Below are 23699 nucleotides of genomic sequence, written 5' to 3'. Positions count from 1 at the left end.
AGGCCGTAACGCGGGTCGCGCGCGCCCGGGCCTCAGCCCCCGGGCGCGGCGGTGATGCGATAGAGCGCGCCATTGCCCTCGGACAGGAACCACAGGGCGCCGTCCGGGCCCTGCCGCACGTCGCGGACGCGGAGGGTGTCGTCGTTCTCCAGCCGTTCGACCTCGGCCAGGGGCTCGCCCGCCAGCCGCGAGATGTAGTTGTACTTCAGCGAGCCGATGAAGGCATTGCCCCGCCAGTCCCCGACCGACCCATCGTAGAAGGTCATCCCCGAGGGCGCGATGGAGGGATCCCAGTAATGCACCGGCTGGGCCATGCCCTCGGCCTCGGTCCCTTCGCCGATCGGGGTTCCGTCGTAGTTCTTGCCGTAGGAAATCACCGGCCAGCCGTAGTTGGTGCCGGGCTCGATGCGGTTGACCTCGTCGCCGCCCTGCGCGCCGTGCTCGACGGCCCAGAGATCGCCGTTCAGATCCAGCGCCGCGCCCTGCGGGTTGCGGTGGCCGTAGGACCAGATCTCGGCCAGCGCGCCGTCCTGACCGGCGAAGGGGTTGCCCTCGGGCGTCGCGCCCTCCGGCGTGATCCGCAGCACCGAGCCGTTGTGCATCGACAGGTCCTGCGCAAGACCGCCCTCGCCCCGGTCGCCGATGGTGACGAAAAGCGCGCCGTCCGGGGCCTCGACCAGACGCGAGCCGAAGTGGTAGCCGCCGCCGCTGCCGCGCGCGATCTCGAAGATGGTCTCGCCATCCTGCAGCCGCGTCCCGTCCTCGGACAGCCGCGCGCGGTAGACCGCCGTGCCGGAACCGCGAAAGCCCTGCCGCTTCGAATAGGTCATGTACAACAGGCGGTCCTCGGCGAAATCCCGGGGCACCAGCAGATCGAGCAGACCGCCCTGCGCCTCGTCGCGCACCTTCGGCAGGCCGCCGATCTCCTGCCGCTCGCCGTCGCGCACCGCCAGCAGGCGGCCATCCTTCTCGGTCACCAGGACGGTGCCGTCGGGCAGGAAGCCGAAGGCCCAGGGCATCTCGAGCCCCTCGATGACGGGCTCGGCGGTCATGGCGCCGGCCTCTGTCTTCAGCGGGCCTGCGGTGGTCCCGGTGGCGAGGCCCGCCCCGAGGGCGGTGCACAACAAGGCGGCGAGCGGTTTGTTCGGCATGGGCTTGTCTCCTTTGGTCCTTCACATGGGGGCGCCTGCGGGACAGGCAAGCACCCGGGGCGCACATTCCGCTGGGTCGCCCTTGCTCAGAACTCTTTTCTTTTTGAAACTCCCCGCATAGGCTTTTGCCCAGGACGACAAGATCCGAATACCAACACGGGAGACTTTCCATGAAGAAGCTGCTTCTGGCCACGACCGCCGCCGCGCTGACCGCGGGTGCCGCATCCGCCGAGGACGTCAAGATCGGCATTATCCTCGGCTTCACCGGCCCGCTTGAATCGATCACGCCGATGATGGCCGATTCGGCGGAACTGGCCCTGAAGGAAATCAACGACTCCGGCAACTTCCTCGACGGCGTGACGCTGGTCCCCGAGCGTGCGGATTCGACCTGCATCGACTCCGGTGCGGCAACCGCCGCCGCCGAACGCCTCGTCTCCGAGGGCATCGTGGCGATCATGGGCGCCGATTGCTCTGGCGTGACCGGCGCGGTGCTGTCGAACGTCGCCGTGCCGAACGGCATCCCGATGGTTTCGCCCTCTGCCACCTCTCCGGCGCTGTCGACCGCCGAGGACAACGGCCTGTTCTTCCGCACCTCGCCCTCCGACGCCCGTCAGGGCCAGGTGATCGCCGAGATCCTGAACGAGAAGGGCATCAAGGAAGTCGCCGTCACCTATACCAACAACGACTACGGCAAGGGTCTGGCCGATGCCTTCGCCCAGAGCTTCGGCGAGATGGGCGGTTCCGTGACCATGTCCGCGCCGCATGACGACGGCAAGGCGGACTACTCGGCCGAGGTCGGCGCGCTGGCCTCTGCCGGGGGCGAGGCACTGGCGGTGTTCGGCTATACCGACCAGGGCGGCAAGGGCATGATCCAGGCCTCCTACGACACCGGCGCCTTCGACACCTTCATCCTGGGCGACGGCATGTATGGCGACACCCTGTTCTCGGAACAGGCCGAGGCGCTGACCGGCTCGATCGGCACCGCGCCCTGGGCGCAGGGCGCGGGTGCGGATGCCTTCGACACGGTGGCGGGCGACGCAGGCGTCGACTCCTCGTCCTCCTACACGCGGGAATCCTACGACGCCGCGGCGCTGATGGCGCTGGCGATGATGAAGGGCGGCGCAGCGACGGCAGAGGCCGTGGCGGCGAACCTCCTCGACGTGGCCAACGCGCCGGGCGAAGAGATCCTTCCGGGCGAACTGGGCAAGGCCCTGCAGATCCTCGCCGAGGGTGGCGACATCGACTATGTCGGCGCATCGGGCGTGGAGCTGATCGGCCCCGGCGAGGCGGCGGGCTCCTACCGCCACTACACCGTCACCGACGGTGCCTCGGAAACCGTGGAATTCAAGTAATCCACATGATGACGAAACAGCCCGACCCATGGTTCGGGCTGTTTCAGCATTCTGACGGGCGCTGTCCTGCGCGATGCGCGCCCGGGAGGGACATTTCTTGATCCGAGTGGACAACCTGCACCGTCATTTCGGTGCGTTCCGGGCCGTCGACGGCGCCAGCATCGAGATCGCCAAGGGGTCGATCACCGGGCTGGTGGGCCCCAACGGCGCCGGCAAGACGACACTTTTCAACGTGATCGCCGGGGCGCTGCCGCCGACCTCGGGCACCGTGCTCATGGACGGCGAGGACATCACCGGCCTGCCGCCGCACGAATTGTTCCACAAGGGGCTCTTGCGGACCTTCCAGATCGCGCATGAGTTTTCCTCGATGACCTGCCGCGAGAACCTGATGATGGTGCCGGGCGGACAATCGGGCGAGACGCTGTGGAACACCTGGTTCGGGCGCCGCCGCATCGCCGAGGAAGAGCGCGCGCTGCGCGCCAAGGCCGACGAGGTGCTGGATTTCCTGACCATCTCGCATCTGGCCGACCACCCGGCCGGTGCCATTTCGGGCGGACAGAAGAAGCTGCTGGAGCTCGGGCGGACAATGATGGTCGACGCCAAGATCGTCTTCCTCGACGAGGTCGGCGCGGGGGTGAACCGGACTCTGCTGAACACCATCGCCGACACCATCGTGCGGCTGAACGAGGAGCGGAACTACACCTTCTGCGTGATCGAGCACGACATGGATTTCATCGGCCGCATCTGCGACCCGGTCATCGTCATGGCCGAGGGCAAGAAGCTGGCCGAGGGCACGCTGGACGAGATCAAGGCCAACGAACAGGTGATCGAGGCCTATCTGGGCACCGGGCTGAAGAACAAGGAGCAGGTCGGATGAGCGAGGCGGCTGGACAGCGAGACTTTGCGCCGCAAAGTCTTGCCGGCGGGAAAGCTCTGCGGCGCAGAGCTTTCGGGCGCGCGGCGGTCGGCGTCGTGCCGGGTGGGACGGTTGACAGGGGCTCTGCCCCCCGGCCTTCGGCCTCCCCCCGCCGTATTTTCAGGACCGAAGAAGCGGGGGCGCGCGGATGACGGGCAGCGGCAACCCCTATCAAGACGACCGCGGCAACCACGATGCCTCGATCACCCGGCGCGGCGGCGAGGGCACGGTCGATCCGACCCGGCGCTCCGGTCCGATCAAGGACGCTCCCGGCGGCCCCTTCCTGATCGGCGACCGCATGACCGGCGGCTACGGCAGGGGGCCGGACATCCTGCACGACTGCACGATCGCCGTGGACAAGGGCGAGATCGCGGTGATCGTCGGCCCCAATGGCGCCGGCAAGTCGACGGCGATGAAGGCGGTCTTCGGGATGCTGGACCTGCGCTCGGGCGCGGTGCGGCTGGACGGTCACGACATCAGCGCGCTGACGCCCCAGGACCGGGTGGCGCAGGGCATGGGCTTCGTGCCGCAGACCTCGAACATCTTCACCTCGATGACGGTCGAGGAAAACCTCGAGATGGGCGCCTTCATCCGCACCGACGATTTCAGCAAGACCATGCAGCAGGTCTACGAGCTCTTCCCGATCCTGCACGAGAAGCGGCGCCAGCCCGCCGGCGAGCTGTCGGGCGGCCAGCGTCAGCAGGTTGCCGTGGGCCGCGCGCTGATGACCCAGCCCAAGGTGCTGATGCTGGACGAGCCGACGGCGGGTGTGTCGCCCATCGTGATGGACGAGCTTTTCGACCGGATCATCGAGGTGGCGCGGACCGGCATCTCGATCCTGATGGTCGAGCAGAACGCCCGGCAGGCGCTGGAGATCGCCGACAAGGGCTATGTGCTGGTGCAGGGCCGCAATGCCTTCACCGGGACCGGCAAGGAGCTTCTGGCCGATCCGGAAGTCCGCAAGTCCTTCCTGGGGGGCTGAGGGATGCGCATGCGGCGCCCGCTTCTGCCCGGACGGGCCCAAGGCGGCCCGGCTTTCACCGCGGTGCCGAGGGGGCGATGCTGACCCGGGCACCCGATGGCGCGGCTGACGCGGGGCCAGTCGAGGGAACAGGACGACGCGAGGAGACGTGACATGAGAAACCGATGCGCTGCCCTTCTGGCTCTGACGGCAAGTGCCGCGAGTGCCCAGGTGATCGAGCAGCAAGGCGCCTCGACCATGGTCTGCGACTATACCTCGGAGTGTTTCGAGGAAGAGCCCTGCACCTTCGCGCAGTTCGGGCATGACCTCGAGATTCCGCGCACCATGCCGGGAGAGGCCGTGCTGCACCTTGGCACCGGGGATGCGCCGGGCGCGGCGCAGATCGTCAACGACGTGCTGGTGGTCAGCGCCAGCGACGCCAATGCCAGCTACATGATGTCGAATGCCGACAATGGCTATGCCAAGCTGAGCGTGCATTTCGCAAAGGACCTTTCGGTCGTGACCTATCACGGCACGTGCAAGATAACCGCAGAATGAAGAACCCGGGGCAGACCCGGGCGGGGATGGGATTAAAATGGACCTGCTGAACGCCATCGTGGCGCTTTCGAACTTCGTGCTGGTGCCTGCGATCGCCTATGGCTCGCAGCTGGCCCTGGGCGCGCTGGGGGTGACGCTGATCTACGGCATCCTGCGGTTCTCGAACTTCGCGCACGGCGACACCATGGCCTTCGGGACCATGTCGGTGATCCTGGTGACCTGGTGGTTCCAGTCGATGGGGATCAACCTTGGCCCCCTGCCCACGGCGCTGCTGGCCATCCCCTTCGGGATCGCCGCCACCGCCGCGCTGGTGCTGATCACCGACCGCACGGTCTATCGCTTCTACCGGGCGCAGAAGGCCAAGCCGGTGGTCTTCGTGATCGTCTCGATCGGGGTGATGTTCATCTACAACGGCCTCACGCGCTTCGTTCTGGGTGCCGATGACCAGTATTTTGCCGATGGCGAGCGCTTCATCATCAATGCCCGCGAGTTCAAGGAAAGCACCGGCCTGGCCGAGGGGCTGGCGATCAAGACCACGCAGGGCATCACCGTCGTCACCGCGATCATCGTCGTCGCCCTGCTGTTCTGGTTCCTCAACAAGACCCGCACCGGCAAGTCCATGCGCGCCTATTCCGACAACGAGGATCTGGCGCTCTTGTCCGGCATCAACCCCGAGCGCGTCGTACAGGTGACATGGCTGATCGTCGCGGCGCTGATCACCGTGGCCGGGGTGCTTTACGGCCTCGACAAGAGCTACAAGCCCTTCACCTACTTCCAGCTTCTGCTGCCTATCTTCGCCTCGGCCATCGTCGGCGGCCTGGGCAGCCCGCTGGGCGCCATCGCCGGCGGCTTTGTCATCGCCTTTTCCGAGGTCGCCGTGACCTATGCCTGGAAGAAGGTGCTGGGCTACGCGCTGCCCGAAAGCCTCGCGCCCGACAGCCTGCTGCAACTGATGGCGACAGAGTACAAATTCGCCGTCAGCTTCGTGATCCTCGTCGTGGTGCTGCTGTTCAAGCCCACCGGCCTCTTCAAGGGGAAATCCGTATGAACCCGACCGTCCGTACATTCACCCTCTTCGGCTTCGTGGCGCTGCTGATCGTCGGCACCGGGATCCTCCAGGGCTGGGACCTGGCGCTGGTGATCCTCAACATGGGGCTGGTCAGCGCGATCATGTCGCTGGGCGTGAACCTGCAATGGGGCATCGCCGGGCTGTTCAACGTGGGCGTCATGGGCTTCGTGGCCCTGGGCGGCCTCGCCGTCGTCCTGACCTCTGTAGCCCCGGTGCCCGACGCATGGTCGGCGGGCGGGCTGCGCGCCATCGGGGCGCTGGTTCTGGGCGCGGCGGTGATGACCGCGACCGTGATGGCCTGGAAACGCACCCGCAACAAATGGCTGGTCATTGCCATCCTGATCGTCGGCTTCGTGCTCTACCGCATGGTACGCGACCCCGCTGTCGATGCCATCGAGGCGGTCGACCCGGCGGGCACCGGCTTTCTCGGCGGTCTCGGCCTGCCGGTGGTCTTCTCGTGGTTCGTCGGCGGCCTGCTGGCGGCGGGCGCGGCCTGGATCATCGGCAAGACGGCGCTGGGACTGCGTTCCGACTATCTTGCCATCGCGACGCTGGGCATCTCTGAAATCATCATCGCCATCCTGAAGAACGAGGAATGGCTGAGCCGCGGCGTCAAGAACGTCAACGGCCTGCCCCGCCCGGTCCCGCGCGAGATCGACCTGCAGAACGATCCCGGTTTCATCGAAAAGGCCGCCAGCTTCGGGCTTGATCCGGTCTCGGCCTCGACGCTTTATGTCAAGATCAGCTACGGGCTGATGTTCGCCGCGGTGCTGATCGTGCTCTTGGTGCTGGCGCAACTGGCGCTCAACAGTCCCTGGGGCCGGATGATGCGGGCGATCCGCGACAACGAGGTCTCGGCCCGCGCCATGGGCAAGGACGTGACCTTCCGCCACCTGCAGGTCTTCGTGCTGGGCTCGGCGATCTGCGGCATCGCGGGCGCCATGATGACGACGCTGGACGGCCTCCTGATCCCCACCTCCTACCAGCCGCTGCGCTATACCTTCCTGATCTGGGTCATGGTGATCGTCGGCGGCTCTGGCAACAACCTCGGCGCGGTGCTGGGCGGTTTCCTGATCTGGTTCCTCTGGGTGCAGGTCGAGGTGCTGGGCCCCAGCTTCATGACCGCGCTGACGCAGCCCCTGCCCGACGGCTCGTTCCTCAAGGAGCATCTGCGCGACAGCGTCCAGCACATGCGGCTTCTGACCATGGGGGTGATCCTGCTGGTTGTGCTGCGCTTCAGCCCGCGCGGCCTGCTGCCGGAACGCTGACACAGCAGGCCTGGAACCGCATATCGGATCCGGGCCGCGCCGCACCCTCGTGCCGGGAACACAGAACCGCAGACATGCCCGACCGGGCGTGCCTGCCGTCCGCTTTTACAGAGAAAGCACTGAGGCCGGACAGGGCATTTTTCCGGGGCAGTGCTTCGCGCGGGGGCATCTGTGCTCCCGACCCCATGGGCACCCGTCCGCTATCCGCCGCGCACCGCCCGACACGCTTCGTTCCGGAGCCATCCCTCGCCTGCGGCCCGACAGCCGCAGACGCCGCAGCGGGTCAGGCGGAATTGCCGAGGGGCCCCGGAACGGGGAGACGGCCATTCCGCTTGATGCGCGAAGGCGGCTACGGCAGGCCGGGCAAAGGGGAGGGATGGCACAGGACCGAAGGGCTTCGTTCTGGTGAATTCGGAAGCCGGGCGCGCGTTCGGCCCGCGCCAGCGCCGGACCGGACATGTCACGCCGCCGCGCACGTCAAAAGAGCGTGCGGAAGCACTCCTTTGGATCACGCCCCCTCAGGGGGCATGCGCCGTCAAAGCACATGCGCCGACAGGTTTTGGTACATCCCCCAGAGCGCGGTCACGAAGATGGACATCATCCCGATGACCTGCGTCAGCATCCGGTGGATCCGCAGCCGCCGCCAAAGTGCCGCACCCTCGCCTTCGCCGTCCCGGATGCGCCGCGCCGAGACGATGCTCAAGAGGCCCACGAAGGTCATCGGGAAGGCCAGCAGGAACAGCGCCTGCGCCAGCTCGATCCGGTACCAGAACCCCAGCAGACCAAGCCCCACGAGGATGGCCGGCACGATGGCCGCCAGCCAGAGGCCGGATTCCTCGACGATGAACAGCACCCGGTTGCAGTTGATCCGCGCGAGGTCTTCCAGATCGCGCGCCGCCTGACCGCCAGTCCGTCGCGCGCGGGCGACCATGTCGAAGGGCACGCCCAGCACCCAGTGGCTGGTCGAGGACCAGAAGACCGCCAGCAAGATCCAGAACCACAGGTTCGAGAAGGATCGCATGTCGATCACTTCGAATACGGTGCTGTACCAATCCACGTGCCCGGGCCCCTATTATTTTCCCGATTTCTAGCCTGCACTTGCCCGATTGCATAGGGGCCACGCGCCCTCGCCTCCCGACCCTGGTCAAACCCGCCATCAGGTCGCTTGATTTTGGAACCGAACCGCGCGTCTGGGCCTGGACCGGGTGTCGGGCCGTTTCAGGACCGGCAGCACAACCAAACCCGAAGGAGACCGCAATGCCGCTGGAATACGCGCAGGCTGCCGCATGCGCCGATGCGGAGCCCACCTGCACCCCCGCACCCCCGAACCCGAACGCTGGATGGACCGCACCGACCCGGTGCTCTGGCCCTCCGACCGCAGCCACGCTCCCCTGACCGAGGCGCAGGCGCAGGAGATCCACGACGGCCCGCTCTTGCAGGCGGCCTGACGGGGCGGCCTCTGGACTATCGCGGGCAAGGAAGGCATGTCTGATGCGCAATCCAAGGAGAGCGCCGATGCGACCGACCCAAGCCCCCTTCCCCGCCAACCGCCTGCGCCGCACCCGCCGCACCCCGGCCCTGCGCGCGCTGGTGGCGGAAACCACGCTGACGCCCGGCGATTTCATCTGGCCGGTCTTCGTGCGCGACGGCGAGGGCGTGTCGGAACCGATCCACTCGATGCCCGGCGTCAACCGCCTGTCGGTCGACAAGGTGGTCGAGGCCGCGCGCGAGGCCCATGCCCTCGGCATCCCGGCGATCTGCCTCTTTCCCTATACCGACCCGGCGCTGAAGACCGAGGACTGCGCCGAGGCCTGGAACCCCGAGAACCTGTCGAACAAGGCCACCCGCGCCATCAAGGCGGCGGTGCCCGAGCTGGCCGTGATGACCGATGTGGCGCTCGATCCCTACAATATCACCGGCCACGACGGCTATCTCGAAGACGGCCAGATCGTGAACGACCGCACCGTCGAGGCGCTGGTCAAGCAGGCGCTCAGCCAGGCCGATGCGGGCGCCGACATCATCGGGCCCTCGGACATGATGGACGGGCGCATCGGCGCGATCCGGTCGGAACTGGAAGCCCGGGGCCACGAAAACGTCCTGCTGCTGAGCTATGCGGCGAAATTCGCATCGGCCTTCTACGGCCCCTTCCGCGACGCCCTGGGTGCCTCCGGCGCGCTGAAGGGCGACAAGAAAAGCTATCAGCAGGACCCCGGCAATGCCAACGAGGCGATGCGCCTGATTGAACGCGACCTCTCCGAGGGCGCCGATATGGTCATGGTCAAACCCGGGATGCCCTATCTCGACATCTGCCGCCGCGCCAAGACAGAGTTCGGCGCGCCGACCTTCGCCTACCAGGTGTCCGGCGAATACGCGATGCTGGCGGGGGCCGCGGAACGCGGCTGGATCGATGGCGAAAAGGCCATGATGGAAAGCCTGACCGCCTTCAAGCGCGCGGGCTGCGACGGCGTGCTGACCTATTTTGCCCCCGCCGCCGCCCGCCTGCTGAACGGCTGAGGCAGGATCGCCCCGCGCCCCAGGACGGCGCCCCGGGCCGACGCGCCGGGGCGCCCCCTTGCAGACCGAATCCCTGCGCGGGCTTGCGGCGGGCGCCCGGCCCCGGCAGAGGCGCGCGCAGCCCCTGTCAAGCCCCCTGCCCTCCCATCCTTAGCGGTTCGCTGCCGATCCCCCACAATCGGCGGTGACAAGCCTTGTCCACAGGCGTAAGATCGCCACCAACCGGCGGCACAGCCGGAACCAGAGGCATCGGCAAGGACGAGCGGACTATGACATTCAACAGACGAACTGTGGCCATGGGCCTTGGCGCCACGCTGCTGACGGGCGCCTGCGTGAACGGCATCGGCGGATCGGGCGCGGCAAAGATCGACGCGCGCGTGGATTCGACGCTGTCGCAGATGTACAGCAACTACCCCGGTACCCGCGATCTGGGCGCCAAGGCGGCGGGCCTTCTGGTCATGCCGCTGGTGACCGAGGCCGGGCTGGGGCTGGGCGGCGCCTATGGCAGCGGCGCGCTGCGGGTCGGCGGCGCGACGGTGGATTACTACTCGATGGTCAAGGCCAGCGGCGGCCTGCAGATCGGCGCGCAGCAATACGCGCATGTCCTGTTCTTCATGACCCAGGACGCGCTGGAAACCTTCCGCCGCTCGGGCGGCTACGCGGCAAGCGCCAATATCCTGTACGCGACCCCGGAAAAGGGCGGCACCCTCTCGGCCGAGACCACGACCTCGCTTGCGCCGGTGATCGCGGTGATCTTCGGTCAAAGCGGCCTGCGCGTCGGTGCGACCCTCGAAGGCGTGAAATACACCCGCATCATTCCCTGAGCGCGGCCGCGCGGGTCCGGCGCCCCGGACCATTCGCTTCGGCCCCGAAGGCCCATGGATCGCCCCCGGACAGACCGGGGGCGTTTTCGTATTGATCCCGCAAAGGCATTTGCGGCGCGCATTCGACCCTTGGGCGGTGCCCTTGTGAAGAAATCATCCGCAACCCCGAGAAATTGTGATCGATCCCTGCCAAGGGCGGGAACAGGATTGGCCATGGTGCATTGACCTTCCGACGAGGGAGACCCACATGCACCGCCACGACGCGCCGTCCAGCCAGCACAATCGCACCCCTGCCGCGAAGGCCCCCCGGGCCAGACAACTTCAACAGGCGGCGCGCAGGTTGCTGGGCAAGGCCACGGGCCAGCTGTCGCGCTCTGGCTGGAAGGCGCGCGCCGCGCTGGCCGCCAGTTCCGTCCTCATCCTGAGCGCCGCCGCAGGCACCGTGGCGGTCGCCTCGCTGGACGACCTCGACGATCTCGAAGCGCTGCGCGCCCAGCCGATCCGCATGGAGGACAGCGGCGGTGCGCCGCTGTTTACCGGCGGCCAGCGCCACGCCGATCACGCCCCCCTGGACCGCATCCCCGATCACCTCGAACAGGCGGTCATCGCCATCGAGGACCAGCGCTTTCACAGCCACGGCGGGCTCGACTTCCGCTCGATCTCGCGCGCGCTGTGGGCCAATGCCGCGGCGGGCCGGATCGTGCAGGGCGGCAGCACAATCAGCCAGCAGCTGGTCAAGATCACCTACCTCGCCCCCGAACGCACCTACAGCCGCAAGCTGCACGAGGCGCTTCTGACCCGCGAGATGGAGGCCGGTCACAGCAAGGACGAGATCCTCGAAATGTATCTCAACCGGATCTATCTGGGCAGCGGCGCCTATGGCGTGCAAAGCGCCGCGCAGGTCTACTTCGGCAAACCTGTCGAAGCGCTGACGCTGGCGGAAAGCGCGATACTCGCCGCCGGGATCAAGGCGCCCTCGGTCCTGAACCTGCGCAGCGACACCGAGGCCGTGCGCAGCCGCGCGCAACTGGTGATCCGGTTGATGCAGCGGGCGGGCATGATCGACGAGGCGCGGGCCAATGCGGCGCAGGCCGAGCTGATGGTTCTGCGCCCCGCAATCGGCGAAAAGCCCTATGGCGGCTGGTTCGCCGACGTGGTCATGGCCCGGGCCGACGCACTGGCCCAACGCTTCACCGATCCACAGGCGCTGCGCACCACGCTGGACCCGCAGTTGCAGCGGCTAGCGGAACAGGCCGTGCAGGCCCATCTGTCCGGCCTGCCGACCGAGGCCGCGCTGGTGGCACTGCGGCCCGATGGCAGTGTCGCGGCGCTGGTCGGCGGCAAGGACTACGACGCCAGCCAGTTCAACCGTGCGACACAGGCGCAGCGCCAGCCCGGGTCGACCTTCAAGACCTTCGCCTATCTCACCGCCCTTGCCGAGGGCTACAGCCCCGACAGCCGCCTCGCCGACCGGCCCGTGGACATCGACGGCTACACCCCCGAGAACTTCGACGGAAGTTTTCATGGCGAGGTGACGCTGGCCAGTGCCTTCGCGCAGTCGCTCAACGCTGCGACGGTCCACATGGCCATGGACATCGGCATCGACAGGGTCGCCGAGACCGCCCGCCTGCTTGGCATCGACGCGGCGCTGTCTGAAACGCCTTCGCTGGCGCTTGGCGCCTCGGGCCTGTCGCTGCTGGAGCTGACAGAGGCCTATGGCGCCATCGCCACCGGTCGGGCCCCCTTTCGGGCGCATTTCGTCGAAGGGGTCACCGCCGGTGCGGATCGCGCCTATTACCCCTTCGACTGGACCCAACCGGCGCCCTCGGGCCGCGCCGCCGAACTGCTGTCGCATCGGGACGCCATGACCGCCCTGCTGCGCGGCGCCGTCACCAAGGGAACCGGCAGTGCCGTGGCCGAGGTGCCGGGTGCCGTGGGCAAGACCGGCACCAGCCAGAACTTCCGCGATGCACTGTTCGTCGGCTGGACCGAAGAGCTGATCGTCGGCGTCTGGGTCGGCAATGACGACAACAGCCCGATGGACGAGGTCACCGGCGGCACCCTGCCCGCGCAGATCTGGGCCTCGTTCCAGCTTGCGGCTTTGCAGGCCGCCCAATCGCCCGACGCTGGCCTGATCGCCGGGGGCGCCGATCTGCCAGAGGACCTTGACGACACCCGCCCCGCGCGGCACGTGGCCGGGGATGGTGCGATAGCCTTCGCCGAACCCGGCCAGACCGACGCGCTTGGGGCCGCGCTGTCCCGGCTGGAGGATAACGGCGTCCTCAGCCCGCGCGAGGTAGCGCCCCTGCGCGCCGCCCTGCAGGAACGGCTGCGCAACAGTGACAACGCCTCGCTGAGGGAGGTTGTCATCCAGTCGATCGCCCAGCCCGCCGCGCAGGGGCAATGCAATATCCGCGCCTGCGACCGGGCCTTCCGCTCGTTCCGCGCCTCGGACTGCACCTATCAGCCCTACGGCGGCGGCCCACGACGGCTGTGCACCGAGGACCTGCTGCGCTGACGCCCCCGGCATGACCCGGCCCGGCCTTGCCCTGCGCCGTGTCGACCGATGATCCAAGGGGGCGCCGCTGCACTGCGGGCACCCGGGGCCGACCATCCGCCCGCGCCCTTCCGTCAATGATAGGTGAATTCGCCCACCACGTTCTGCCACTCGCCCGGAGAGATCATCCTGCGGTGGGTAAAGCGGATCGAGTGCAGCGGCCCCTCGATCTCTTCCTTCCAGAAGTCGATGAACCTGAACAGCCGCGGATGATCCGGGGCTATGTCATAGTCCTGCCAGACGAAGGTATTGAGAACATGGGCATAATCCGGCATGTGATAAAAGAATTCCGCCGTGGTCAGCCCGTAGCCCTTCAGCATCATTTCGGTTTCCGACATCTGCATCTTGTACCCTCTTGCAACCTGTCATATCAGGCTGCCGCGTGCCGGTTAACTTTTCAACAAAAACAGTGTGTTAGCCACCAAGGGCGCTGGCTGCCAATCTGGCCGCCCGGGCCGCCATTGCACCCCATATCCTGCATCTGATATAGTCTCGCCAACAAGATATGGCAGAACAACAAGCAGGCCCACGACGTGAGCGATACGCCCGAACCCCCTGAAAACGAAGACGAAATTCGCAAGCCCCCCGCGGGGCCACAGATCTCGATCGAAGACGAGATGAAGTCGAGCTATCTCGACTACGCGATGAGCGTCATCGTCAGCCGGGCGATTCCCGATCTGCGCGACGGCCTGAAACCCGTGCACCGGCGCATCCTTTATACGCTGTGGGAGAACGGCCAGACCCGGGCCAAGCCCTACCGCAAATGCGCCACCGCCGTCGGCGACGTCATGGGCCGCTATCACCCGCATGGCGACTCCGCCGTCTACGACGCGCTGGTCCGGATGGCGCAGGACTTTTCCATGTCGCTGCCGTTGATCGACGGTCAGGGCAACTTCGGCTCTATGGACGGCGATCCGCCCGCCGCCTACCGGTACACCGAAAGCCGCCTGCAAAAGGTTGCCGAAAGCCTGCTGGAAGACATCGACAAGGAGACCGTGGACTTCGTTCCGAACTACGCGAACGAACGCATGGAACCCACTGTTCTGCCTGCCAGATATCCCAACGTGCTGGTCAATGGCTCCGAGGGCATCGCGGTCGGCATGGCGACCCGCATCCCGCCCCATAACCTGGGCGAGGTGATCGACGCGACGCTGGCGCTGATGGAGAACCCCGACCTGTCCTCCGAGGCGCTGATCGAATACATCCCGGCGCCGGACTTCCCCACCGGGGGCGTGATCCTTGGCCGCTCTGGCGCCTTCAAGGCCTATACGCAGGGCCGTGGCAGTGTCATCATCCGCGCCAAGACCCGCATCGAAGAGATCCGCAAGGACCGCTACGCCATCGTCATCGACGAGATCCCCTATCAGGTGAACAAGGCGACGATGATCGAGCGCATCGCCGAGGCGGCGCGCGACAAGAAGATCGAGGGCATCGCCCACGTGCAGGACGAATCCGACCGCGACGGCGTGCGGGTCGTCGTGGAACTGAAGCGCGACGCCACCGCCGAGGTGGTGCTGAACCAGCTGTTCCGCTTCACGCCCATGCAGACCTCTTTCGGCTGCAACATGCTGGCGCTGAACGGCGGCAAGCCGGAACAGCTGACCCTGCGCACCTTCCTGACCGCTTTCCTCGACTTCCGCGAGGACGTGATCGCGCGGCGCACCGCCTACCTGCTGCGCAAGGCGCGCGAACGGGCGCATATCCTCTGCGGTCTGGCCGTGGCGGTCAGCAATGTCGACGAGGTGGTCCGCACGATCCGCGCCTCGGTCGATGCCTCCGAGGCACGCGAAAAGCTGATGACCCGGCGCTGGCCCGCCGAGGAAATCCTGCCCTATATCGCGCTGATCGACGATCCGACCCACAGGGCCAATGACGACGGCACCTATAACCTGTCGGAAACGCAGGCCCGCGCGATCCTGGAACTGCGCCTGCAGCGCCTGACGCAACTGGGCGTCAAGGAAGTCACCGACGAGCTCGAAGAGCTGGCGGCCAAGATCAAGGACTACCTCGACATCCTGTCCTCGCGCGACCGGATCATGGAGATCATCCGCAACGAGATGGTCGCCGTGCGCGACGAATTCGCCGTCCCCCGCCGGACCGAGATCGTCGACTGGGCCGGCGACATGGACGACGAGGACCTGATCGAGAGCGCCGACATGGTCGTCACCGTCACTGCGGGCGGCTATATCAAGCGCACCGCGCTGGCCGACTTCCGCGCGCAGAAGCGTGGCGGCAAGGGCCTGTCGGGCGGCGGGCTGAAAGAGGACGACGCGGTCACCACGCTGTTTGTCGCCAACACCCACACGCAGCTGCTGTTCTTCACCACCGACGGCATGGTCTACAAGCTGAAGACATGGCGCCTGCCGCTGGGCGGACGCACCTCCAAGGGGAAGGCCATCGTCAATATCCTGCCGATCCCGACCGGGGTTTCCATCGCGGCGATCATGCCGGTGGACCGGGACGAAAGCGACTGGGACGATCTTCAGATCGTCTTTGCCACCTCCAAGGGTTCTGTCCGCCGCAACCGGCTGTCGGATTTCACCAACGTCATGCGCAACGGCAAGATCGCGATGAAGTTCGAGGGCGAGGACGAGAACACCCGCCTGATCAACGCGCGCATCTGTTCCGAGGATGACGACGTCATGCTGGTGACGAATTCGGGCCGCGCGATCCGCTTCCCGGTGCCAGAGGTGCGGGTCTTCAACTCGCGCAACTCGACCGGGGTGCGGGGCATCCGCCTGACCAATGGCGACGAGGTCGTGTCGATGTCGGTGATCCGCCACTTCGAGGCAGACACGGACGAGCGCGCGTCCTACCTGAAGATGCGCCGCCTGATGGCGGGCGTGACAGAGGACGAGCCCGCCGACGAAGAGGGCAATGCCGACGCGCCGCTGCCGCAGGAACGCTACGCCGAGATGTCGGCGGTCGAGAACCTGATCCTGACGATCACCGCCAAGGGCCTTGGCAAGCTGTCCTCCTCGCACGACTACCCGGTGCGCGGACGCGGCGGTCAGGGCGTCACCGCCTGGGAAAAAAGCATGCGCGGCGGCGATATCGTCGCCTCCTTCCCGGTGGAACAGGGCGACCAGATCATGCTGGCGACCTCGAAGGGACAGTCGATCCGGGTGCCGGTGGACGGCATTTCCTTCCGCTCGCGCAGCGCGGGCGGCGTGAAGGTGTTCAACACCGGCGCCGGGGAAACCGTGGTCTCTGTTGCCTGGATCGCCGACCAGGGCGACGAGGACGGCGGAGAAGTCGAGGGTGAAAGCGCAGAGTAATCTGCGCTTTCATGCACCATCCCTGTTTGGACTGCGGGAATTCCCTGCAGTCCGCACAGTGATAAGTGTCCGGTCATCTTACCATTCCATCAAGGAACCGATGACATGACACTTCAGAATTCCGGGCTTCTGGTTGCCCGTATCCTCCTTGGCCTGCTGTTTCTCGTGGCGGGCTGGGGCAAGCTGGCCGATGTGCAGGGCTTTGCCGGTTACATGGCCTCGGGCGGCGTGCCCGCCTTCCTTGCATGGCCGGTGGTGCTGTTCGAGATCCTTGGCGGGCTGGCCCTGATCCTTGGCCTGCTGACCCGACCGGCCGCGCTGGCGCTTGGCCTGTTCTCGGTGGCGACGGCGGTGATGTTTCACTCGCCCGCGGACCCGGCACAGATGACCAACTTCCTGAAGAACATGGCGCTGGCCGGCGGTTACCTGGCGATCGCGATCACCGGCGCGGGCGCATGGTCGGTGGATCGACGCCTGGGCTGGGGCACAGCCGTTCCGGCGTGATCCCCGATCCCGCTACCTGTTTTCAGGGAATCCGCGAATGCGGCAAACCTATTCCAAAGCATAGGGGACCACGCGCCGACTTCGCGCTAGGCTGATCGGAACGGCACCGGTACGGCGTTCCATCACTCACGAACAGCATGGCGCCCGGCGGGGGCAGGGTTTCGCACCCTGCCCCCGTCGTTTGAAGATCCGCGCCACGACCCGGGGCGGCGCGGTCCGCACTGCGTTACAGCCCGTAGAGGCCCGAGAACTTCTCTTCGAGATAGTCCAGCAGCGGCCCTTCCGAGGGCACCTGACCCGCGGCGCGCTCGATCACCGCGCGCGGGCTGTAGAGCCCGCCGTGGCGTTGCAGGTTCTCGCGCAGCCAGCCCGTCGCAGCCGAGGTGTCGCCGCGCGCCAGCCCCTCGTCGAGATCCGGCACCGCCTTGCGCAGCGCCGCATAAAGGCATCCCGCATAGACATTGCCCAGCGAGTAGGTCGGGAAATAGCCGAACAGCCCTGCCGACCAGTGCACATCCTGCAGGACGCCATGCGCGGGCCGGTCGACGGCAAAGCCGAAGTCCGCCTCGAAGCGGTCGTTCCACGCGGTTTCAAGGTCGTCCACCGCAAGATCGCCCGAGATCAGCGCGCGTTCCAGATCGAAGCGCAGAAGGACGTGCAGGTTGTACTGCAACTCGTCCGCCTCGGTGCGGATATAGCCGTTCTGGACCCGGTTCACCGCGCGGTAAAAGTCTTCCTCGGTCGAAACGCCGATGTCGGGGCCGAAGGTGTCGCGCATCTGGCCGTAGAGCCAGCCGCAGAAGGCGCGCGAGCGGCCAAGCTGGTTCTCGAAGATGCGGCTCTGGCTTTCGTGGACGCCCATGGAGACGCCCCCGCCCAGCGGGGTCAGCCGGTAGGCCGGATCGATGTTCTGCTCGTAGCTGGCGTGGCCGACTTCGTGGATCGTCGAGTAAAGGCAGTTGAAAGGCTCCAGCGGCACGGTGCGGGTGGTGATGCGCACGTCGTCGCCGCTGCCGGAACTGAAGGGGTGCACGGCCTTGTCCACCCGCCCGCGCGCCATGTCGTAGCCGAAGGTCTTGGCCAGCAGGCGCGACAGTTTCATCTGCCCCTGCTCGTCGAAACTGCCGGTAAGGCCCGGCATCGGCGGCTTCGACAGAACCGCCTCGCGCAGGGCGACCAGCCGGGGACGCAGCGCGCCGAACATCTCGACAAGATCGGCGGCCTTCGCCCCCGGTTCGTAGTCGTCCAACAGCGCATCGTAGGTGTCGCCGCCATCCGCCAGAGCCTCGCCCTCGGCCCGGCGCAGGGCCACGACCTCTTTCAGGACCGGCGCGAAAGCGGCGAAATCGTCGTCGGCGCGGGCCTCGGCCCAGACCACATGCGCCCGGCTGACCAACCGTGCGATGTCGCTGGCCAGCTTCTCCGGCACCCGCGCCGCGCGCTCATAGCTGCGGCGGATGTGGCGGACCTGGGCTGCGGCCACCGGTTCCTCGGGCTGGCCCACCTGCGCCAGCCAGTCGCCGATGCGCGGATCGGTGCGGCGCTGGTGCAGCACCGCCTCCATCGCCGCGCGCTCGTCGCTGCGCTGGTCCGCCGCGCCGCGCGGCATCATCGTCTCCTGATCCCAGCTGAGCCGACCGGCGATCTGCGCCAGCGCCTCTGTGTCACGCTGGAAGGCCATCAAGTTGTCGTATGCCGTCATGCCGTCTTTCGTCCCCTCACCGACTGTTCCACCGGATACCGCGCCGCGAAACGCGCCCGCAGGATCACCGCCCACAGCAGCACCGCGCCCAGCTGGTGCAGGATCGCCACGTGCCAGGGTGCCGCATAAACAACCGTGACGATACCCAGCGCCACTTGCAGGAGCAATGCCGCAAGCACGGCGTTGAACCGGTACCGCGTGTCGGTGTTCGGAGAGCGGCGCCCGCGCAGCCAGACGACCACGCCAAAGACCGCCAGCAGGTAGCCCGCCATCCGGTGCATGAACTGCACAAGACCCGCGTTCTCGAAGAAGTTCCGCCAGAGCGGCTCCAGCACCAGCATGTCCGACGGCCAGAGCGCGCCTTCCATCAGCGGCCAGCTGGGATAGTTGCGGCCCGCGTCGATGCCCGCCACCAGCGCGCCCAGCAGGATCTGCAGGAAGGCGAAGTGCAAGAGGCCCGTGGACATGCTGAAGAGCTTCGGCTCCGCCAGCCTGCGGGCCTGCATCAGCACGCGTTCCTCGCGGCCCAGCGAATAGACGTACCAGGCGATGAAGCCGAGGATCACGAAGGCAAGGCCAAGATGCGTGGCCAGCCGGTAAGAGGCAACGCTGACGCGCTCGCCCACCAGCCCCGAGGACACCATCCACCAGCCAATCGCCCCCTGCGCGCCGCCGAGGACCCCCAGCAGAAGCAGGCGGGAATTCCAGCCCGTCGGGATCTTCTTCGTGACGAGGAAGAACAGGAAGCCCGCCGCCCAGACAAGACCGATGACCCGGCCAAGCTGCCGGTGGCCCCATTCCCACCAGTAGATGAACTGGAACTCGGACAGGCTCATGCCCTGGTTCTGCAACTGGTATTGCGGCGACTGGCGGTACTTCTCCATCTCCGCGGCCCAGGCCTCGGCGTTCAGCGGCGGCAGGGCGCCGGTCACAGGCCGCCATTCGGTGATCGACAGGCCGGAATCCGTCAGCCGGGTCAGGCCGCCCACGGCGATCATGACCACGACCAGCGCGAACAGCACCCACAGCCAGGCGCGGATGGCGCCCCGCGCCCCGCGCCGTCCGGCGTCGATCATGCCGCCCGCCGGTGGCTGGGTCGGGCGTCCGCCCTCCCCGACTTCCTCGAAAAGCTTGCGATTTGTGGCCATCGGTCCCTCCGGTTTCGCGCGGACACTAGTGCCGGTGACGCGGGGCTTCAAGCGAGGCGCTATGCCGCGCCGAGCACGCGCAACCCGGTTCGAAGCCGCGCGACAGAGGGTCAGGAATACCGCAGTCAGGCTTTCCGGACTTATGGGACAGGGGCGCGGACGGTAGATTGAAGGCACCAGATACGCAGACCAGTGCCAAGACAGACAGTTCCCAGGATCACATCACCAAAGACATCGTCCAAAGGATCTCATCCCATGAAAACCCTCATTGCCTCCGCCATTATCGCCGCCGCAACCCTTGGTGCCTCCGCCGCCTCCGCGACCCAGGCCTGGGTCGGCCACAGCGCCCTGAACGCCCGCTCGGGCCCCGGCACCCATTACCACGTCCTGGGCACCTTCAATCCCTGCACCCCGGTGCATGTGGTGGCCTACAAGCACGGCTGGGCCAAGGTCGCCTACCAGCACAACTATTACTGGGTCTCCGCCAAGTACCTGCAGGGCAAGAGCTGCTACCAGAAGCCGCAGTACAAGACCCACCAGAAGAAGCACCACGGCGGCGGCTACGGCTACTGATCGCCTGACGGGGATCCGGCCCGGGCCCGCGCCGATCCTGTCGAACGCACCCGACCGGTGCCTCCTCCCTGACCGGTCCGGTGCCCTCGCGGACTGAGCCCCGTCTCAGTCCGCGTCTTTGTCTTTCCAGCGCACGATCTGACGCATCATCCCGTGCAGCATCTGCACGTCGGCGCGGGTCAGCGGCATCCGCGACCACATGTTGCGCAGGTTGAGCTTCATCGCCGGGGCCTTGGTGGCGGGGAAGAAGAAGCCCGCCTCTTCCATCCGCTCCTCGTAGTGCCGCGCAAGATGGTCGACCTCGTGCTGGGCGGCGAACTCGGTGCCCGCCAGCGCCTCGACCACCGGCGTGGCCTCCTGGGTGGCGCGCTGCCACTCGTAGGCGCAAAGCAGCACGCATTGCGCAAGGTTCAGCGAGGCGAAGGCCGGGTTGACGGGGACCGAGACGATGGCATTGGCCTGCGCCACGTCCTCGTTCTCCAGCCCCGCCCGCTCCGGCCCGAAGAGCACGGCCACCTTCTCGCCCGCAGCGATCCGGCGCGCGGTCTCGGCCATGGCGGCCTCGGGGGTGTAGACGGTCTTGGTCATGTCGCGCGGGCGCGCGGTCGTGGCCAGAACCCACGAGCAATCCGCCACGGCGCCGGCGATATCCTCCGACAGCTGCGCCTCGTCCAGAAGCCGCCCCGCGCCCGAGGACATGGCCACGGCGGAGGGATTGGGCCAGCCGTCGCGCGGCGCCACCAGCCGCATGCGGTCGAGGCCGAAGTTCCACATGGCGCGGGCCGCCGCGCCGATGTTCTCGCCCATTTGCGGGCGCACCAGCACGAAGGCCGGTTGGGGGGTGCCGGTTGCCATGGAGTCCTCCGGGATCAGGGTCGCGCCTGCCTAGACAAGCGCAGGCCCGCGGGCAAGGCCCCGGGACAGGCATCGCCACGACAAATCCCATGGTCAAAGGCGGTTGGAGCCGATATGAGACCCCCTGACCAGACGGGACCAGACGATGACCGACACCGCCGCCGCGCCGCAGCTCTACCTCGTGACACCGCCCGAGTTCGACCTCGGCAGCTTTCCCGCCCAGCTCGCCCGGGTGCTGGAGGGCGAAGAGATCGCCTGCCTGCGCCTGTCGCTGGCGACCCGCGACGAGGATCGCCTGACGCGCGCCGCCGACGCCGTGCGCGAGGTCGCCCATGCGGCAGAGGTGGCGCTGGTGATCGACACCCATGTGGTGCTGGCCGACCGGCTGGGCCTTGACGGGGTGCACCTGCTGGACGGCGCGCGCTCTGTCCGGGCGGCACGCAAGACGCTGGGGGCGGATGCCATCGTCGGCGCCTTCTGCGGGCAGTCGCGCCACGACGGCATGAACGCCGGAGAGGCCGGGGCGGACTATGTCTCTTTCGGTCCCGTTTCGGGCGTGCTGGGGGACGGCGCGCTGGCGGAACGCGCCCTGTTCGAATGGTGGTCCGAGATGATCGAAGTGCCGGTGGTGGCCGAGGGCGGGCTGACCGCCGAGGCGGTGGCCGAGCTGTCGCAGGTCACGGACTTCCTGTCGGTCGGCGAAGAGATCTGGCAGGCCGAGGACCCGCTGGCGGCGCTGCGCGGCCTTCTGGGCCGCGGCTGAGACGGGCCGCGAATTTCCACGGGAAATTCGGTCCGGAATTTTTGGAAAATTCCGGGCTGCTCAGCCGGACCGGTGGCCGTCTCGGACCTGTTGCTCCAGCCGTTGCGCAAGGCTCTTGCGGTCCGCCGTCTCGGCCACGCGCAGCACCGGGTGCCGCACCACCGACACGCGGCCCTGCCGTGCCTGCGCCAGCACCATCAGCAGCGACGGCCCGAATTCCATGTCTCCCCACCAGCCGTAGAACCGCGCGTCGCGGCCTTCGGGCGCATGGTAGCGCAGGCTCATGGCCTGCACCTGCAACCGGTCGCGCAGGGGATCGGCGAGGAAGGCCGCGAAGAGCGTGGTCTTGAAGGGCAGAACCTGCATCCCGTCGGTCGAGGTGCCCTCGGGGAAGAACAGCAGCCGGTGCCCGGCCATCAGCCTGTCCTGGAACACCCGCGTCTGGGCCTGTGCCTCGCGGCGGTCGCGGTTGATGAAGACGGTCCCCGTCGCCCGCGCCAGCCAGCCGATGCCGGGCCAGCCCGCCACCTCGGCCTTCGATACGAAATAGACCGGCCCGAGGCTGTTCAGCACGAAAATATCCAGCCAGGAGGTATGGTTGGCGACGATGGCGCCGGGGCCGGCCATGCCCGGCCCGCTCCGCGCCACCCGAAGCCCGATGATCCGCAGCACCGTCCGGCAGACCGCCACGGTCACATGCGGCGACAGCGGGCGGTGTAACCCGCAGAAGGGCCGCTCCAGCAGCCTCAGGCCCATCAGGACGATCATGCCCCCGGTCAGCACCAGCAGCATGGCGGGCGCGCGCAGGGCGATCCGCAGCGCGCCCCCCACGCCGCGCCGGGGCGCCGGTGGCGGCGCGCCGCCGTCCCATGTGGCGCTCATTCCGCGCTGCCCCGGGTGTAAAGCGCCCGCTGGCGACCATCCATGCGGGCGGTGTCCATGACAAGGCAGACATCCGTGGTGTTGAAGGCGTGGTCGATGAAGGCACCCTCGCCCACGCAGCCGCCCAGCCGCAGATAGGCCTTGATCAGGGCCGGGATCTCGCGCATCGCCTGCCGCCGGTCGATGGCCGCTTCGGGCACGAGGTCCATGGGCTGGAAGGCCCGCGCGCGCACCCGCAGATCCGCGGGGGCGAGGTGGCGGTGGTGCAGGAAGGACAGCGGTCCGGCAAGGCCCTCCACATCCGTCCCGTGAAAGCTGGCGGTGCCGAAGAGCACCTCGATCCCATGCGCCAGCACATAGTCCGCCAGCCCCTGCCACAGCTGGAACATCGCCGTGCCGCCGCGATAATCGCGATGCAGGCAGGATCGACCCAGTTCCAGCAGGCGCCGCCCGCTGCGCTTGAGCGCGGTCAGGTCGTATTCGTCCTCGGAATAGAACTGGCCGGCGGCCTCGGCCTGATCCTGGCGCAGCAGCCGGTAGACGCCGATCACCCGGTCGCCATCGAGCGCCAGAAGATGGTCGAAGAAGGGATCGAAGCGATCCTTTTCCAGCCGCGCCCCGTGGTCGACCAGCGGCCCGTCGCCGCCCAGTTCCTCGACGAAGACCTCGTAGCGCAACCGTTGTGCCGCCGCGATCTCTGCCGAGTCCCGCGCCAGCCGGACCGAGATCGCCTGCGTGCCCTCGCCCATGCCTTCGCTCCCTGTTGCGCCGCCGACCGCCTCGTAAAGAAGCGCGCGGGCCATATCAACCCTTGCCGCCAGAGC

General features: G+C 67.4%; 22 protein-coding genes. 14 read left to right on the top strand and 8 right to left on the bottom strand.

What is annotated here, in order from left to right; genetic code table 11:
• Window positions 1–32 precede the first annotated feature (32 nt).
• Window positions 33–1151, bottom strand: coding sequence for a PQQ-dependent sugar dehydrogenase (locus ACN5KJ_RS11385; RefSeq protein WP_418594051.1), 1119 nt, complete (start codon window positions 1149–1151; stop codon window positions 33–35).
• Between the two features lie 170 nt (window positions 1152–1321).
• On the opposite strand from ACN5KJ_RS11385, the gene ACN5KJ_RS11380 reads away from it, so the two are divergent.
• The 6 genes from ACN5KJ_RS11380 (at window position 1322) to ACN5KJ_RS11355 (ending at window position 7275) form a co-directional block, all read left to right on the top strand.
• The gene (locus ACN5KJ_RS11380) at window positions 1322–2503 is read left to right on the top strand and encodes an ABC transporter substrate-binding protein (protein ID WP_418594049.1); all 1182 of its coding nucleotides are present in this window, start codon (window positions 1322–1324) and stop codon (window positions 2501–2503) included.
• Window positions 2504–2600: 97 nt separating this feature from the next.
• On the top strand, window positions 2601–3380 hold the full coding sequence (locus ACN5KJ_RS11375) for an ABC transporter ATP-binding protein (protein WP_418594047.1): 780 nt from the start codon (window positions 2601–2603) through the stop codon (window positions 3378–3380).
• Window positions 3381–3567: 187 nt separating this feature from the next.
• A complete protein-coding gene (locus tag ACN5KJ_RS11370) occupies window positions 3568–4401 on the top strand; it encodes an ABC transporter ATP-binding protein (RefSeq protein WP_347167834.1) in 834 nt (277 codons plus the stop codon).
• Window positions 4402–4554: 153 nt separating this feature from the next.
• The gene (locus ACN5KJ_RS11365; protein WP_418594045.1) at window positions 4555–4938 is read left to right on the top strand and encodes a hypothetical protein; all 384 of its coding nucleotides are present in this window, start codon (window positions 4555–4557) and stop codon (window positions 4936–4938) included.
• Between the two features lie 37 nt (window positions 4939–4975).
• On the top strand, window positions 4976–5986 hold the full coding sequence (locus tag ACN5KJ_RS11360) for a branched-chain amino acid ABC transporter permease (RefSeq protein WP_418594043.1): 1011 nt from the start codon (window positions 4976–4978) through the stop codon (window positions 5984–5986).
• Entirely contained in the window at window positions 5983–7275 is a 1293-nt protein-coding gene (locus ACN5KJ_RS11355; RefSeq protein ID WP_418594041.1) for a branched-chain amino acid ABC transporter permease, read from the top strand. The genes ACN5KJ_RS11360 and ACN5KJ_RS11355 overlap by 4 nt, the downstream gene beginning before the upstream one ends.
• A gap of 535 nt (window positions 7276–7810) precedes the next feature.
• Here the strand turns inward: ACN5KJ_RS11355 and ACN5KJ_RS11350 are convergent.
• Window positions 7811–8332, bottom strand: coding sequence for a component of SufBCD complex (locus ACN5KJ_RS11350; RefSeq protein WP_418594039.1), 522 nt, complete (start codon window positions 8330–8332; stop codon window positions 7811–7813).
• 229 nt (window positions 8333–8561) lie between these two features.
• Between ACN5KJ_RS11350 and ACN5KJ_RS11345 the strand changes: the two genes are divergently transcribed.
• The 4 genes from ACN5KJ_RS11345 (at window position 8562) to ACN5KJ_RS11330 (ending at window position 13131) form a co-directional block, all read left to right on the top strand.
• The gene (locus tag ACN5KJ_RS11345) at window positions 8562–8723 is read left to right on the top strand and encodes a hypothetical protein (RefSeq protein WP_418594038.1); all 162 of its coding nucleotides are present in this window, start codon (window positions 8562–8564) and stop codon (window positions 8721–8723) included.
• Between the two features lie 67 nt (window positions 8724–8790).
• Complete coding sequence (gene hemB, locus ACN5KJ_RS11340; RefSeq protein ID WP_418594037.1) at window positions 8791–9789, top strand: porphobilinogen synthase; 999 nt, start codon at window positions 8791–8793, stop codon at window positions 9787–9789.
• Window positions 9790–10058: 269 nt separating this feature from the next.
• The gene (locus tag ACN5KJ_RS11335) at window positions 10059–10613 is read left to right on the top strand and encodes a YSC84-related protein (RefSeq protein WP_418594035.1); all 555 of its coding nucleotides are present in this window, start codon (window positions 10059–10061) and stop codon (window positions 10611–10613) included.
• A gap of 247 nt (window positions 10614–10860) precedes the next feature.
• A complete protein-coding gene (locus ACN5KJ_RS11330) occupies window positions 10861–13131 on the top strand; it encodes a transglycosylase domain-containing protein (protein ID WP_418594034.1) in 2271 nt (756 codons plus the stop codon).
• Window positions 13132–13244: 113 nt separating this feature from the next.
• Here the strand turns inward: ACN5KJ_RS11330 and ACN5KJ_RS11325 are convergent, their stop codons facing one another.
• Window positions 13245–13514, bottom strand: a complete 270-nt coding sequence (locus tag ACN5KJ_RS11325) for an usg protein (protein WP_347167840.1) — start codon at window positions 13512–13514, stop codon at window positions 13245–13247.
• 189 nt (window positions 13515–13703) lie between these two features.
• Between ACN5KJ_RS11325 and gyrA the strand changes: the two genes are divergently transcribed.
• Window positions 13704–16448: a DNA gyrase subunit A gene (gene gyrA / locus ACN5KJ_RS11320; protein ID WP_347167841.1), complete on the top strand. Its 2745-nt coding sequence runs from the start codon at window positions 13704–13706 to the stop codon at window positions 16446–16448.
• Between the two features lie 105 nt (window positions 16449–16553).
• Window positions 16554–16952, top strand: a complete 399-nt coding sequence (locus tag ACN5KJ_RS11315; protein ID WP_206564973.1) for a DoxX family protein — start codon at window positions 16554–16556, stop codon at window positions 16950–16952.
• A 226-nt stretch (window positions 16953–17178) separates the two neighbouring features.
• On the opposite strand, the gene ACN5KJ_RS11310 is transcribed toward ACN5KJ_RS11315, so the two are convergent.
• Both ACN5KJ_RS11310 and ctaA read right to left on the bottom strand, forming a co-directional pair.
• On the bottom strand, window positions 17179–18654 hold the full coding sequence (locus tag ACN5KJ_RS11310) for a carboxypeptidase M32 (protein ID WP_418594032.1): 1476 nt from the start codon (window positions 18652–18654) through the stop codon (window positions 17179–17181).
• Window positions 18651–19802, bottom strand: coding sequence for a heme A synthase (ctaA, locus tag ACN5KJ_RS11305; RefSeq protein WP_418594031.1), 1152 nt, complete (start codon window positions 19800–19802; stop codon window positions 18651–18653). Before ctaA ends, ACN5KJ_RS11310 begins: the two co-directional genes overlap by 4 nt.
• Window positions 19803–20057: 255 nt before the next feature.
• Between ctaA and ACN5KJ_RS11300 the strand changes: the two genes are divergently transcribed.
• Window positions 20058–20375, top strand: coding sequence for an SH3 domain-containing protein (locus tag ACN5KJ_RS11300; RefSeq protein ID WP_418594029.1), 318 nt, complete (start codon window positions 20058–20060; stop codon window positions 20373–20375).
• 105 nt (window positions 20376–20480) lie between these two features.
• On the opposite strand, the gene ACN5KJ_RS11295 is transcribed toward ACN5KJ_RS11300, so the two are convergent.
• The gene (locus ACN5KJ_RS11295; protein WP_418594028.1) at window positions 20481–21230 is read right to left on the bottom strand and encodes an RNA methyltransferase; all 750 of its coding nucleotides are present in this window, start codon (window positions 21228–21230) and stop codon (window positions 20481–20483) included.
• Between the two features lie 145 nt (window positions 21231–21375).
• Between ACN5KJ_RS11295 and ACN5KJ_RS11290 the strand changes: the two genes are divergently transcribed.
• Window positions 21376–21993, top strand: coding sequence for a thiamine phosphate synthase (locus tag ACN5KJ_RS11290; RefSeq protein ID WP_347167846.1), 618 nt, complete (start codon window positions 21376–21378; stop codon window positions 21991–21993).
• A gap of 60 nt (window positions 21994–22053) precedes the next feature.
• On the opposite strand, the gene ACN5KJ_RS11285 is transcribed toward ACN5KJ_RS11290, so the two are convergent.
• Entirely contained in the window at window positions 22054–22875 is an 822-nt protein-coding gene (locus tag ACN5KJ_RS11285) for a lysophospholipid acyltransferase family protein (protein ID WP_418594027.1), read from the bottom strand.
• Window positions 22872–23624, bottom strand: coding sequence for a GNAT family N-acetyltransferase (locus tag ACN5KJ_RS11280; RefSeq protein WP_418594203.1), 753 nt, complete (start codon window positions 23622–23624; stop codon window positions 22872–22874). The genes ACN5KJ_RS11285 and ACN5KJ_RS11280 overlap by 4 nt, the downstream gene beginning before the upstream one ends.
• Between the last annotated feature and the right edge of the window lie 75 nt (window positions 23625–23699).

Source organism: Ponticoccus sp. (in: a-proteobacteria), from assembly GCF_048381735.1.
The sequence above is the reverse complement of the archived record's forward strand: the minus strand, read 5'-3'. Positions and strand labels throughout refer to the sequence as shown.